A 13,473-nucleotide genomic window follows, 5' to 3' on the forward strand; every position below is an offset into this window, starting at 1 on the left:
CTGGGGCTGGCAGCGCTCCCGCCCCTTTTGACCGCATCAAAGATGCGTCCAAAAGCGTTGGGCCAAGCGGCGGCGCCGGATCCGTTCCGGACCGGGACGCCGCCGCCTCACCGCGTCGATCAATCTGGCTTCGTCTGGCCCCCATATGGCTAAGTTTGGGTTGGAAGCCGTGCCATGGCGGCGGCGACATCATCGCGAGGTTCACAGGCGCGGCGGGTTTCGAGATTGACGTGGATCAACAGTTGTTCTCCCGTCGCCAGGGTCCGGCCATCTGTGTGGATCATTTCGTGGAACATCCGCAGTTTCTTGCCTGCCGCCTCAAGCACTTTGGTCTGGACATGGAACTGTTCGCCGGCATGGGTTTCGGCCAGGAACTTGATCTGAATGTCCACCGTGAAGAAGCTGAGCCCGTCGGCGATATAGGCACCGTCGGCACCAGCCATCCGCATGATCGTATCACCGGCATCCGAGAAAACCTGGCCATACCGGCTTTCATTCATGTGACCGTTATAGTCCGTCCAGTCGATCGGGACGGTGCGGTCAAGTGTGATGAGTGGGTCGTCGGTGAGCGCTGGATCCTTTTGGAGCCGCCGGTCGATTTCGCTCAGCAGCGTGCCTGCGCCCGATCCCCGCCCTTTCAGGGCGCGCAGGATGGCGACGAGGTTGTCGTCTCGGACGCGTTCGAGATCACGGATCGTGCGGTGCCCGGACTGCGCATCTGACTGGCCCGCGATTTTGTCGATCAGCCGTTGGTCGAGATCCGGTACATCCGTCAATTTGCTCCAGGGCGCGGCAAGACACGGGCCAAACTGTTCCAGAAAATGAGCCATGCCGCCTTCGCCACCGGCCACACGATACGTCTCGAACAGCCCCATCTGGGCCCAACGCAGCCCGAACCCGTAGCGCATGATGTCGTCGATCTCTGCCGTTGTGGCGATGTCATCTTTGACCAGCCACAGGGCCTCGCGCCAAACAGCTTCCAGCAGGCGGTCTGCAACATGGGCGTCGATTTCGCGCTTGAGGTGCACAGGCCTCATGCCAAGGGCATCAAGGATCTCAGCCGCGCGGGTGCAGGTTGGCCCATGGCCGACAAGCTCGACCACCGGCAGCAGGTAGACCGGGTTGAAGGGATGAGCGACGACGATCTGATCTGGACGTGCGGCGCCCTGTTGCAACTGGCTTGGTTTGAAACCGGAGGTGGAGGAGGCGATGACAGCGGCCTGCGGGCAGGCCTCCTGCACCTGGGCCAGGACGCGATGCTTGGTCTCCAACCGTTCGGGTACGCTTTCCTGGATCCAGTCGGCCCGCGCCACGGCATCGGCAATGCTGTTGGCGAAACGCAGCGTCCCTTCGCCGGGCAGAGCGGCGTCATACAGCCCGGGCAGGGACCGGCGGGCATTGGCCAGAACAGCCTCGATCCTGCGCGCAGCGTCGGGATCCGGGTCATGGACCACGACATCCCATCCCATCAGAAGGAACCGCGCCGCCCAGCCGCCCCCGATCACGCCGCCGCCCAGAATGGCCGCCTGGTTCATGGCAAAATCTCCCTGACTTTGGCCGCCATGGCCTGTCCCAGAATGGTGTGACTTTCGCGACTGAAATGGACGCCGTCCAGGGGATCCACGGCGATATGGACACCGGCATCCACAAAATCCGCGCCATTGTGGGCGGCGCACCGGGCCATTTGACTGGCCAATCCTGCGCAGCGGGCAGGCGCACCGCGAAAGACCTCGGCCAGATCGCCACGCTCTTCGACCGCGGGCGGGCACAGGACGAGGATGCGTGCCGCATAACCGGTTGCCGCAGCCTCCCGTATCAGCCTAGCCGTGCTGAGGGCGATGTCCTGCGCCGTCAGGCCAAAGCGGTGCTTGCTGTCATTCGTGCCAAGCGCAAGGATCAGCAGGTCGATGGGCCGGTGGGAGGCGAGGATGGCGCGCAGCGTACCCAAACCGTTGAGATGTTCACCTTCGATCGGGTCGGCATGGACGGTGGTGCGGCCTGGCAATCCTTCGACCACGACATCCCAGTTCGGGCCCAACTTGCGGGCCATGACCCCGGCCCAACGGTCGGATTTACTGAAAATCGGGTCATCTGACAGATCCGCCATGGGACCTGTGCCAAAGGTGTTGCTGTCGCCATAGATCAGGATGCGGCGCATGGCGGATCTGTCATCGGTCATACGGGTGGGCGCTTTTGCAGGGCCAGTTTCGTGCGCACCTCAGCCGGCGTCATGATCCGAGCTCCCATGGCCTTGATGATTGTGACGGCGCGGGTAACCAGCGCCTCATTCGTGGCCAGTTGACCCTTGGCCAGCCACAGATTGTCTTCAAGCCCGACGCGGACATGACCCCCCGCCAGCACCGCCGCTGCGACGTAGGGCATCTGGTTGCGCCCGACGGAGAAGGTGGACCAGGTCCAGTCGTTGGGGACGTTGTTGACCATCGCCAGAAAGGTGTTCAGATCATCTGGCGCACCCCAGGGCACGCCCATGCACAGCTGCGCCAGGGCGGGGCTGTCCAGAACGCCGTCATTCACCAATTGTTTAGCGAGCCACAGATGGCCGGTATCAAAGACCTCGATTTCAGGCTTGACGCCCAGGCCCGTCATGGTGCGGCCCATGGCGGCCAGCATGCCGGGCGTATTCGTCATCACGTAATCGGCTTCGGCAAAGTTCATCGTGCCGCAATCCAGCGTGCAGATCTCCGGCAGGCATTCGGCGATATGGGCGACTCGGTTCTCTGCGCTGATCATATCCGTGGCATCGGTCAGGGGCAGGGGCTGTGACGGGGGCCCAAAGACCAGATCGCCCCCCATGCCGGCCGTCAGGTTCAGGATGACATCGGTGTCGGCATCCCGGATGCGTTCCGTGACCTCCCGGTAAAGCCCCAGATCACGAGACGGTGCGCCGGTTTCGGGATCGCGCACATGGCAATGGACGATCGCCGCCCCTGCCTTGGCGGCGGCGATGGCGCTGTCGGCGATCTGCAGCGGCGACCGCGGCACGTGGGGACTGCGATCCTGGGTAGCGCCGGAGCCGGTGACGGCACAGGTGACAAAGACCTCCTGGTTCATGGTCAGCGGCATTGCAGTCTGTCCTTTGGTGCGATCAGACCGTCAGGACCAGGGGATTGCAAGCGGATCATGTGGAGGACAAGCGTTCGGGCGCCATGGCTGAACTGGGGTTTGGGGGTGCTGCCCCCCGTGACATCTCCACCAAAAAGAAAGCGGGCTCGCAGGTCAGTATCCTGTCATCTCAAGATATCCCCGGCCGGGATGGGAACCTTCGATCCGCACGGGACCTTCCCAATAGGGAAAGGACAGGCCCATCCAGCTTTGTGGGTTCAGGGCATCAATCGTGACAGCGATCCCTTTGTCGGGCAGATCAACCTGCCACCGGGTGGGAACGTCGCGGCCTGCCACTTCGCTCGTTTCAAGCGGGGTCAGGGTCAGCGCACCATCGCCATAGGAGGTCGGTTTGCCATCGGGCGCGATCCAGGTAGCGGACGTATACCCCGCGCCATCGTCACGCAGGGCAAAGCCCATCAGCTTGGTGCCATCGTCGAAGTGGAGCGAGATCCAGTCCCATCCCGTCTGGTCCGCGGCCAGTGGTTGGGACGACCATTCGCGGTCAAGCCAGCCTTGACCCGTGACCTCAACCGGTCCGCCTGGCAGGTGGAGCGTGCCGGCGATCTGGTAGAAAGGCTGGGAATAGTAATAGCTCGCCTGTCCTGCCGCCGATTTCACCGAATAGCCCCCTTGACCCTGGGCGACCAGCGGCCCGTCCGCGCGCAGCCCCAGATCATAGCCGAAATCGTCTCCCTGGGCGCTGAGTGTCAGGGCGTTCAACCCGTCCCCGGCAGAGCCTTGCATGGCCCATTCATCGATCCAGGCGCGGAAGGGATCGGCGATCACCCCGGCTTGGCCCACTCCGCCGCGGGCAAAGCGTTCGGCAGTGAAATGCGCGTCTGGCGTTGTCAGCCCGACATGGCCCAGCCAGACCTGCGGGTCCTGCCAGCCCTGGCTGGTCTCGGGTGCCAGGGCGGACCGAAAGAGGGTCCATTGGATGCCGTAATCCCGGCCATCGGCGCCCGTGAGATTCGCCGTCAGATACCACCATTCGATCCGGTAATCCGGATGGGCGCCGTGATCGGTGGGAAAATCGAATGGTGTGCCGCGTTGCGGCGTCGCAAAACCGTCTGCCGTGCTGCCGAGCCCGGCAAATCCCTGCGCCCAAAGGGTGACGGGCCACAGGAGGGTGAGCAGGATCAGGACCTTAGCGTTCATGGGCGAAAACCTTCAGAAACTCTGCCGGCGCCGTCCGCCGCAATCGCCGCACCGGCAGGGCCGCGGCCAACAACGCGGCGATCAGGGCCAGTGCAAACAGGCGCAACCACTGTCCGGGAAAAAGATGCATGGGCAGGCGCCAACCGAACGCCTCGACATTCACGACAGCCAGCAACGCCCAGGCGAGGGCCAGCCCGGTGGGCACCGCAACAACAAACGTGGCCGCCGCCAGGACAAGACTGCGCCCCAGTTCCAGCCGCGCCAGTGTCGCCCGCGTCAGCCCCAATGCCCAGACCGGGGCCAGTTGCGGCAACCGCAAGCTGGCCAGCGTCAGCAGCGACGTGAAGATCGCGAAACCCGCCACCGACAGGGTCAGCACGTTCAATGCCCCGGTGACCGAAAATGTTTGCTCGAACACCCGGACCGAGACCTGTTTGATCGCCGCCTGATCGGTGATTTGTCCCGGTTCTAACCCAAGGTCCTGCACCAGTGCCGCGGTCAGCCCATCGATCTGGTCGGGTGGAATGCGCAGGCCATAGCGCAGCCGCGGCACATCCGGATGTCGCTCTATCAGTTGGTCGATGGCGATCACGGCCTGCCCGGACGGGTTCCCGTAGTCGGAATAGATCCCGACGACGGTAAATGCCCAACCAGGTTCCACGGCCAGCGTATCGCCCAACCCATAGCCCGCGCGCCGCGCCAGTTGTTCATTGATCAGGACGGCAGCGCCCCCTGCGACCTCGTCCCAAACTGTTGGCGTGGCCTCCAACATGGGCCAGCTGTCACGATAGGTGGCGTGATCAACGATGCCAAAGACCTGGCCCGGCGCACCATTCAGATCCGCCATGACCGACCAGATGGGCAGGACCGCATCGACGCGGCCGTCCAGAAAGGCCCGAAGGCGGGTTGCCTCTTCCTCGTTGCGGGTGGTGACGTAAAGCTCTGATGCCAGCCGCTGATCCAGCCAACCGAGGAAGGTCAACCGAAAGCTCGATACCATCGTGCCCACGCCGATATTCGTGGCCAATGCCAGCAGTAATGCCATCAGCGCCAGGGAGAGCCCGCGCAATTGCTGATTGGTGTCGGCCCAGAACCACTGCGCCCGGATGGAGCGGGCGCGCCCTTGCGCCAAGCTCAGCAATCCGCGCAAAACCACAGGCAGGCACAGCGCAGCCCCCATCAACAGCCCGCCCAGCAGGGCAAACCCCGCGATCAACCCGTCAAACAGCACCGTCGCCAGCAGGCCCGCGATCAACAGCCCGACCCCGGCCATAGCCTGAACGGCAATCGCGCGGGCGGAGGTCCGTTCCCAGGCGCGCGGTTGGGCACTGGCCAAAAGCGGCATCCGCGCCACGGCCCATAGCCCACTCGCCGCAGCCACGAGGGTGCCCAACACCGCGATCCCGATCCCCGTCAGGGCCCAAAGCGGGCGAAAGCTCAGATCGCCACTGACGCTCGCCCCATAAAGGCCGCGCAAGGTCGCGGCGACATCCGGCAACAGCGCTCCCGCGATCACATAGCCCAACGCGATCCCTGCTGCACCGGCCAGGCAGGCCAGCACCAGCAACTCCACCAACAGCAACAGCAACAGCCGCCGCAGAGGTAAACCCACCGCGCGCAGCGTGCGAAACATGCCGCGGCGTTGCTCGAATGACAGGCCGATGGCGGCATGGACAATGAACAAACCCACGGCAAAAGACAGCAGGCCAAACGCCGTCAGGTTCAGGTGAAAACTGTCGGTCAGGCGGGCGATGTCACCTTCGGCGCCCCGGGTCTGCTGCACCAGGTCCGGCGCGACCTCGGCCAGATCAGGTTGACGGCGCGGCTGTTCGGGCGCCAGAACCAGCCGGGTGATCTGGTCTGGTATGTCCAGCAGTGTGGCGGCGACGCCGATATCGGCCACCAACGTGCCCGGGGGAAGGCTCACAGCCGGACGCAGCAGGGGCAGATCGGCCACCTCTGCCAGATCGGCCAGCATTTCGGGCGCCACAAACCCGGTGCCGCCGTCTTGGAGCATGGCCTGCGGGTTCTCCTGCACCAGCTGCGCAAATTCAGGGGGCAACGTCCCGGGGGGCGCCGAAAACGGCTCCAACCCAATCACATCGATCGCTTGGTCCGCCCGCTGGATCCGCCCCTCCACAACCGGAGAGACCAACCACCCCGCCTGCCGCAATGCCGTAAAGGTCGCCAGGGGGATCGGGCCGCCATCCCGGCGCTGCAATTCTTGCAAGTCCGTTCCGCCAAAGAATACCGCGGCCCGGTCATAACTGTTGCGCGCCTCGGCATTGATCGCCTGAACGGCCGACCACAGGGCGGTTGCCAGGGCCAACCCGATCAGCAACGTGGCCAATTGCAGCGGTTGCCTGCGCCAATGGGACAGCAGGGCCTGCAACGCCGCGCGCGTCACGCCAGCCGCCCCGCCGACAGATGCACCCGGCGTTGCATCCGTGCCGCAATCGCGCTGGAATGGGTGACCATCAACAACCCCGCACCGGTATCGCGCACCAGATCCAGGATCAGGTCCATCACATCCGCCGCGGTTGCCTCATCCAGGTTGCCTGTGGGCTCATCCGCCAGCACCAGGGCGGGGCGGGCTGCCAGGGCGCGCCCGATGGCCACCCGCTGTTGCTGCCCGCCAGACAGCTGTTCCGGATATTGGCGCACCAGCCCGTCCAGACCCAAACGTGTCGTCAGCGTCGCGATCCAATCGGCATCTGCCGTGTCGGCCAACCGCGCCTGAAAGGCCAGATTATCGGCCACGCAAAGCGATGGGATCAGGTTGAATTGCTGAAAGACAAGTCCGATCCGGTCGCGGCGCAACGCGGCCCGGCCGGCATCATCCAACGCGCCGATGGACTGCCCGTTCAGCACGATGTCCCCCTGATCGACATGATCCAACGCGCCCAGCAAATGCAGGAATGTGCTTTTGCCACTGCCGGACTCGCCGGTCAGCGCCAAGGTCTCTCCCGCCGCCAGCGAAAGGCTGACCCCGTCCAGAACCTGGACCGCGCCCCCCGCCACCGGATAGGCCTTGTGCACATCGCGTGCCTCAATCAGCATCAGTAACTCCGTCGATGCGGACCTAGCCCGCGACCAGCCACAGCAAAGCGCCAACTTGCCCCATTATGTGTTCAAAAATATCCCCGCCGGAGGCTCCGAAACCGGCAGTGGGACAAACCACCTTGGTCAGTTGTCAGACCCCGCAAACCGCGCCGCCCATTCTTCGCGCTCCTCGTCCAGGACCTTGCGGAACAGTACATCGGGCACGTCAAACCCATGGCCGGGCGGCAGGCGCGACAGAGCTGTGGTCAAATCGCCGGGCCAGATCGTTTCCTCGGTCCGCATCGCGGCCAGCATCGCCGCGGAGGCATCGGGAATGAACGGTGCGGACAAGACCGCGTAGACCCGGATCAGGTTCAGCGCCAGCCGCGTATCAGCCGCAGCCCGATCGACATCCGTCTTGATGGTCGACCAGGGTGCCGCAGCCTGCAAAAACTCGTTGCCCGCCACCCAAATGGCCCGCAACTCCGCGGCGGCCTTTCGGACTTCCATGGCCTCCATATGGCCGACATAGGTCGAGATCCGACCTTCCAACTCGGCAATCAGTGCGGTGCCGCCATCGCCAATTTCGCCCCCCGCAGGCACTTCCTGGCCGAATTTCGACCGGCAGAATTTGGTGATCCGGCTCACGAAATTGCCCAGCACATCGGCAAGATCCTTGTTCACACCGGCCTGGAATTTCTCCCAGGTAAATTCGGTATCCGACGTCTCGGGCGCATTCGACAGCAACCACCAGCGCCAGTAATCGCTCGGCAAAATCTCCAACGCGTCATCCATGAACACGCCGCGCCCCAGGCTGGTGCTGAACTGCCCGCCTTCATAGTTCAGGAAGTTGAAGGACTTGATGTAATCGACCAGCTTCCAGGGTTCGCGCGATCCCATGATGGTGGCGGGAAAGCTCAGCGTATGGAACGGCACATTATCCTTGCCCATGAACTGCACATACCGCACATCATCGGCGCCTTCATCCGTACGCCACCAACGCCACCACGCCTCATCTTCGGTCCCGTTCGCATCGGACCATTCGGCAGCGCAGGCCAGATACTCGATCGGCGCGTCGAACCAAACGTAAAAAACCTTGCCCTCCATCCCCGGCCAGGGCTCTTCACCTTTCTGCACCGGCACGCCCCAATACAGATCCCGCGTGATCCCGCGATCCTGCAACCCGTCACCATCGTGCAGCCACTTCTTGGCGATGGATGTTGTCAGGATCGGCCAATCCGTCTTGCTGTCGATCCAGGCATCCAGATCATCTTTCAGCGCAGACTGTTTCAGGTACAGGTGCTTGGTCTCCCGCACTTCCAAATCGGTAGATCCCGAAATGACACTGCGCGGATTGATCAGATCGGTCGGGTCCAACTGCTTGGTACAATTCTCACACTGATCGCCGCGGGCCCGCTCATAGCCGCAATTGGGGCAGGTGCCTTCAATATACCGGTCCGGCAAAAACCGCCCGTCGGTGTTTGAATAAACCTGCTTCTCCGACCGTTCCTCGATAAATCCGTTCTCTGCCAGAACTCCGGCGAAATACTGGGTCAGCCGCTTGTTCTGCACCGATGACGACCGCCCGAAATGGTCGAATGACAGACGGAACCCGCGGGACAGTTCGGCCTGGGTCTCATGCATCTGGGTGCAATAGTCTTCGATAGCGAGCCCCGCCTTGGTCGCCGCCAACTCCGCCGGGGTGCCATGCTCATCCGTGGCACACAGAAACAGCACCTCAGCCCCACGCTGCCGCATGAACCGCGCATAAAGGTCCGCCGGCAATTGCGATCCCACGAGGGTCCCCAAATGCTTGACCCCGTTGATATAGGGAATGGCCGAAGTGATCAGGATGCGGGTCATGGCCTGTCCTTTGTCGCGCAGTTTGGGGGGAGTTAACCCAACCGCTGGGAGAGTGCCAGCGGCGCCTGAAAACCGCACGCAAAAGATGGGCAGGGGTGGCGTTAAGGGTGGCCATCCTTGGGTGGGGCCTTGGCCTCCCGTCCCTTGCGGGGCAATCGCCCGATCAGGAACGATATGCGCGGCGCGTAAACATAGCGGGTCCGCTCGGCCCGTGTGGGCCGCGCCAGCATCCGCACCAGGCCAAACCCGACCAGCATCGGATGCCCTGCTGAAGTCAACACAAACGGCGATGTGGGGCCGAGCGCCTCCAGCAGCGCTGACGCCACCAGTGGTGACGCAATGGCACCCACGGCGAAGAAAAACAAAATGGCGACGCAGAGCTCCACCCGCTCGCTGCTATTGGCAAAATCATGGGCATGGGCGGCGGCGATGGAATAAATCGGAAAGGTCGCAAATCCAAACAGGGCAGCGGCCGCAGGAACCAGCCCCGGCCCCACTCCCGCGCTGCCCACGGTGACCGCGCAGGAGGCGATGCCCAGGACGGAAAACCAGATCAGCACGCAGCGCCGGTCATATTTGTCGGCCAGCCTTCCCGCCGGGCTCTGTGCGATTGCACCGTCCGCGACGAACGCCGCCAGGAACAGGTCAATCCGCTGGTCTGTCAGCCCGACCTCCCGGCCATAGACCACCCCGATCATCCGAAACGCCGCCGATGTCAGTCCGGACACGACAACGGCCAGAACCGCCAGCGGAGATTTGGCCAAAGCCAGGGCAGGGCGCAGGCGCGGAGCCCGGGGTGTTTCAGGCCAAGTGAAAACGGATCGGACCTTTATCGCCGTGCCTGGATTTTAGAGTTGAGATGATGCGGCTTGCTCCATTGCTGGAGTAGGTTTCATGGTCCCCGTTCTGCGAACGGGATGTGCGAGTTTCCCGGCATTCAGCGCTCCATGGGCTGGCTAGCCGGCGGTGGATTGCATGGTTTCGAGCGCGTGGTATAGGCGCCAGAACTGGGATGCGCCCTGCATGGCAGGTTCGCCACCGGTTCGTTTTCAGTCCATCCGTTTGGTATTCTGACACCTCGATTGCGATAGTGACGCGTGCCCCCATCCAAGACCCGCTTTGATATGGCCTTGCCGTCGCGCCAGCGGTTCCGCATCGGAGAATGCGGGCGGGCGCGGAACGTGGCCCGCAGTTTCTTTGCCCCGGTCATGCGGTGCTTCTTTTGAAGTCACTGGTCGATCCGATGCGGGAGCCGGTGGTCCAGAGACTGGAACTCATCGCGGGCACCGGTGGCGTATTGGACGTCATTCCGCCATCCGCAGATCAGAGGGTTGAGCGACCAGATCAGATCCTTGAACGGGAGCACGAGCGTGGCTCGTGACGTCCGTTTCCTGATCTTCCGGCGCAAAGCCTTCACCGTTCCCTTCGGTATGCGCAGATTGCCCACCCAATCGCCGTTGCGATACGACTTGGTGCGAACAATGCGGTATCCAAGGAAGATGAAGCCCCCTTCAGGGCGGGTGATCAGGGTCTTCTCCGCTGAGAGTTCCAGACGCATTTCGTCCCAGAGGAACTGCGCCAGGGCCTCTCGCTCGGCTTCCGCCTGTTGCCGGGAGCCGACAACAAGCACAACGAAGTCGTCCGCGTAATGCAGCCTGTAGAATGTGGGCTTGCCGTGGTGTCGGTCGAACCGGCGGCGGCCACCACATCGTTGGGTTTGCACGCGGGCGCGGCATCCACCTGTCATAGCGCTCATCGAGCCGATGCAGGAAGACATGCGCCAAAAGCGGTGATAGCACGCCGCCCTGAAGCGTGCCTGTTGCCGAATGCCCAAGGCCGCCTTCAATCATGGTGCCTGCCTTCAGGAAGGATCGGATGAGCCTCTTGCCCTTCAATCCTGCACCGCGTCATGCCGTCAGTGTCCGGTGTCTGACTGCCCCGGTTCCGGGCCAGCCTGATCCAGGCCTCGATCAGCTTCTGCGATCACAGATCAGATTGAATAGGTCGGAGAAGGTCACCTGTCTGCCTGATCTGCCCCTGCGCAGGACAAAAACGTGAGGCCTTCCACCTCACTGAAATGCGCCCAGCGCATCTGACCCAAGCTGCCCATCAGGCGCGGCGTCCACCATCAGCCGATGAAGAAGCCCAGGAAATGCACCGATCCCAGCAGACCGATCTGCGCCGTGGTGAACTCCAATTCCAGACCGGACAACGCATCCAACGGCCTTCCTCTGCCCGAAGAGATCTAAAGCAGGACAACAGATAAAAACAAGGCCGCGAAGGAGATCATGAGGCACCTGCCACGCCCATGGATCTGGCCGGTCCACGCCGCAATCGCCGCCTTGATCTGGATCTGGCATTTGCGCCATCTGGCCTGCTCAGGCGGGCAGGCCAGACCCGATGCTTACCGCTTTGTGATACGCGCCTTGATGCGAATATCGATCTTTGGCCCGACATAGCTTCGAAACCCGCTGGCACCAAAGGCGTTGCGATCCACCGATCCGCTCAGCAGAATATCCAGCGTCTGCAGATCTGCTGGATCCGTCTCGGGCGTTCGGAAAAACCGGGCATTCAACCGCACGGGCCGGGTCACCCCCCGGATGGTCAACCGCCCGTCCACTACCGCGCCGCGCCCGGCCCGCGTGAACCGGTTGCTGACGAACCGAATGCGCGGATGCCGCCCGCTATCCAGCACCTTGGGTCCGCGCATGGCCTGGGTGGCAAAGACGAAACCGGCTCGCGCCTTGGCCACGTTCAATTCCACCACCGCCGTGCTGGCGGACAGGTTGTTAAAATCTACGGTTAGATCCGCGCGGGTTATGGGCATCTGGCCCTGAATGTCGCGTCCCTCGAACGTGTAGGTGAACCCGACCGCGGATTGGCCGGGATCGAGGGCATACTCAGATGGGGCCGCCGCCGCAGGGGCGCTGCCAACGAAAAGCAATAAAAGAACAATGCGTAAAACGGAAATCATGAACTCTCTCCTTTGGTTCATGCCTTCTACGCATGGCGGTCGCGTTTGATTTTGTGGGCGCTGTCACCGTTGCGTGACTTTCGCCTTGCCCCCGTCGTCTCACGCCATAGGCTCCGCGCGACATTTGATGCGGGGGATGCGCCATGAAACGCAACATGTTGGGCAACAGCGATCTTGAGGTCACGGATCTGTGCCTGGGATCCATGACCTGGGGGACCCAGACGCCAGAGGCTGGGGGCCATGCCCAGATCGACCGCGCCCTGGATGCCGGTATCAACTTCATCGACACGGCCGAGATGTATCCGGTAAATCCCGTGCGCGACGAAACCGTCGGCCTGACCGAACAGATCATCGGCAATTGGATCGGGCGCACTGGGCGGCGCAACGATTTTGTCCTCGCCACCAAGATGAGCGGAGCGGGCCGTGCCTCTGTCCGCGGCGGGCGTGGCATTCAGCCCGGCGATCTTGAAGAGGCACTGGATGGCTCTCTCAAGCGGCTCCAGACCGACATGATTGATATCTACCAGTTCCATTGGCCCAATCGCGGCTCCTACCATTTTCGGCAGAATTGGAGCTATGATCCGTCCGGCCAGAACCGCGCCCAGACCGAGGATCACATGGTCGCCGTCCTTGAAAAGCTGGCCGAGATGCGGGCCAAGGGCAAGATCCGCCACTTTGGCCTCTCCAACGAAACCGCCTGGGGCACGTGCGAATGGCTGCGCCTGGCCCGGCTGACCGGCGCGCCCGAGGTCATCTCGATCCAGAACGAATATTCCCTGCTCTGTCGTCTCTATGACACGGATCTGGCCGAGCTGTCAGTGAACGAAAACGTGGGCCTTCTGGCCTTCTCCCCCCTTGGGGCGGGTCTGCTGTCCGGCAAATACCAGAACGGCGCGATACCCGATGGCAGCCGTCGCGCGATCAGCGAAGGGATCGGTGGGCGCTGGGGAGACCGGACCGCCGTCGCCGTTGATGCCTATCTCGCCGTTGCCCGAAAACATGACCTTGACCCGGTGCAAATGGCGCTCGCCTGGTGCTGTACCCGCCCCTTCATGGGGTCCGCCATCTTTGGCGCAACCACGATGGATCAACTCGACCACATTCTCGCCGGCAAAGACCTCGTCCTATCCGACGACGTCCTGACCGACATCACCGAGACCCACAAAGCCCATCCCATGCCTTACTGATATCACGACACACCGCATGCGTTCAAAATCGGCCTTGTGCATACGCGCCTATTCGTTTTGGCTCTCCGCTCGTCAGCTTTGCCAAGACGGATATGCCCGCGGCTGCGTTCACCAACGGCCTGC

At 62.9% G+C, this 13,473-nt stretch carries 11 protein-coding genes; 1 reads left to right on the forward strand and 10 read right to left on the reverse strand.

The genetic code is table 11. The annotated features are described in order from the left end of the window. Window positions 1-149: 149 nt before the first annotated feature. The 10 genes from IU397_RS16720 to IU397_RS16765 all read right to left on the reverse strand — a co-directional run bounded on the left by IU397_RS16720 (window position 150) and on the right by IU397_RS16765 (window position 12,163). Complete coding sequence (locus tag IU397_RS16720; RefSeq protein ID WP_204415925.1) at window positions 150-1,535, reverse strand: carnitine 3-dehydrogenase; 1,386 nt, start codon at window positions 1,533-1,535, stop codon at window positions 150-152. Beyond that, window positions 1,532-2,179 (reverse strand): GDSL-type esterase/lipase family protein, encoded by a 648-nt coding sequence (locus IU397_RS16725; RefSeq protein WP_239479879.1) that lies wholly within the window; start codon window positions 2,177-2,179, stop codon window positions 1,532-1,534. The genes IU397_RS16720 and IU397_RS16725 overlap by 4 nt, the downstream gene beginning before the upstream one ends. Beyond that, window positions 2,176-3,084: a 3-keto-5-aminohexanoate cleavage protein gene (locus IU397_RS16730; RefSeq protein WP_204415926.1), complete on the reverse strand. Its 909-nt coding sequence runs from the start codon at window positions 3,082-3,084 to the stop codon at window positions 2,176-2,178. Before IU397_RS16730 ends, IU397_RS16725 begins: the two co-directional genes overlap by 4 nt. Before the next feature lie 153 nt (window positions 3,085-3,237). Continuing rightward, on the reverse strand, window positions 3,238-4,284 hold the full coding sequence (locus IU397_RS16735; RefSeq protein ID WP_204415927.1) for a lipocalin-like domain-containing protein: 1,047 nt from the start codon (window positions 4,282-4,284) through the stop codon (window positions 3,238-3,240). Further along, entirely contained in the window at window positions 4,274-6,691 is a 2,418-nt protein-coding gene (locus tag IU397_RS16740) for an ABC transporter permease (protein WP_204415928.1), read from the reverse strand. The genes IU397_RS16735 and IU397_RS16740 overlap by 11 nt, the downstream gene beginning before the upstream one ends. After that, on the reverse strand, window positions 6,688-7,344 hold the full coding sequence (locus tag IU397_RS16745; RefSeq protein ID WP_204415929.1) for an ABC transporter ATP-binding protein: 657 nt from the start codon (window positions 7,342-7,344) through the stop codon (window positions 6,688-6,690). Before IU397_RS16745 ends, IU397_RS16740 begins: the two co-directional genes overlap by 4 nt. 126 nt (window positions 7,345-7,470) lie before the next feature. Next, complete coding sequence (gene metG / locus IU397_RS16750) at window positions 7,471-9,189, reverse strand: methionine--tRNA ligase (RefSeq protein WP_204415930.1); 1,719 nt, start codon at window positions 9,187-9,189, stop codon at window positions 7,471-7,473. A gap of 101 nt (window positions 9,190-9,290) precedes the next feature. Then, window positions 9,291-9,953 carry an MFS transporter gene (locus tag IU397_RS16755; protein WP_370541714.1) on the reverse strand — a complete coding sequence of 221 codons (663 nt, stop codon included), beginning with the start codon at window positions 9,951-9,953 and terminating at the stop codon, window positions 9,291-9,293. Window positions 9,954-10,417: 464 nt separating this feature from the next. Continuing rightward, on the reverse strand, window positions 10,418-10,945 hold the full coding sequence (locus IU397_RS16760) for a group II intron maturase-specific domain-containing protein (RefSeq protein ID WP_204415932.1): 528 nt from the start codon (window positions 10,943-10,945) through the stop codon (window positions 10,418-10,420). 648 nt (window positions 10,946-11,593) lie between these two features. After that, window positions 11,594-12,163: a YceI family protein gene (locus IU397_RS16765; RefSeq protein WP_204415934.1), complete on the reverse strand. Its 570-nt coding sequence runs from the start codon at window positions 12,161-12,163 to the stop codon at window positions 11,594-11,596. A gap of 143 nt (window positions 12,164-12,306) precedes the next feature. On the opposite strand from IU397_RS16765, the gene IU397_RS16770 reads away from it, so the two are divergent. Beyond that, window positions 12,307-13,350 (forward strand): aldo/keto reductase, encoded by a 1,044-nt coding sequence (locus tag IU397_RS16770; RefSeq protein ID WP_204415936.1) that lies wholly within the window; start codon window positions 12,307-12,309, stop codon window positions 13,348-13,350. The last annotated feature ends 123 nt before the right edge of the window (window positions 13,351-13,473 follow it).

It is taken from the genome of Actibacterium sp. 188UL27-1 (genome assembly GCF_016901225.1).
GTDB lineage: Bacteria > Pseudomonadota > Alphaproteobacteria > Rhodobacterales > Rhodobacteraceae > 188UL27-1.

Excerpts from the sequence above, each read along its gene's own strand:
- IU397_RS16765 (WP_204415934.1), bottom strand. The coding sequence starts at position 12,163 with ATGATTTCCGTTTTACGCATTGTTCTTTTATTGCTTTTCGTTGGCAGC.
- IU397_RS16730 (WP_204415926.1), bottom strand. The coding sequence starts at position 3,084 with ATGCCGCTGACCATGAACCAGGAGGTCTTTGTCACCTGTGCCGTCACC.
- IU397_RS16725 (WP_239479879.1), bottom strand. The coding sequence starts at position 2,179 with ATGACCGATGACAGATCCGCCATGCGCCGCATCCTGATCTATGGCGAC.
- IU397_RS16720 (WP_204415925.1), bottom strand. The coding sequence starts at position 1,535 with ATGAACCAGGCGGCCATTCTGGGCGGCGGCGTGATCGGGGGCGGCTGG.
- metG (WP_204415930.1), bottom strand. The coding sequence starts at position 9,189 with ATGACCCGCATCCTGATCACTTCGGCCATTCCCTATATCAACGGGGTC.
- IU397_RS16770 (WP_204415936.1), top strand. The coding sequence starts at position 12,307 with ATGAAACGCAACATGTTGGGCAACAGCGATCTTGAGGTCACGGATCTG.
- IU397_RS16735 (WP_204415927.1), bottom strand. The coding sequence starts at position 4,284 with ATGAACGCTAAGGTCCTGATCCTGCTCACCCTCCTGTGGCCCGTCACC.
- IU397_RS16760 (WP_204415932.1), bottom strand. The coding sequence starts at position 10,945 with ATGAGCGCTATGACAGGTGGATGCCGCGCCCGCGTGCAAACCCAACGA.
- IU397_RS16745 (WP_204415929.1), bottom strand. The coding sequence starts at position 7,344 with ATGCTGATTGAGGCACGCGATGTGCACAAGGCCTATCCGGTGGCGGGG.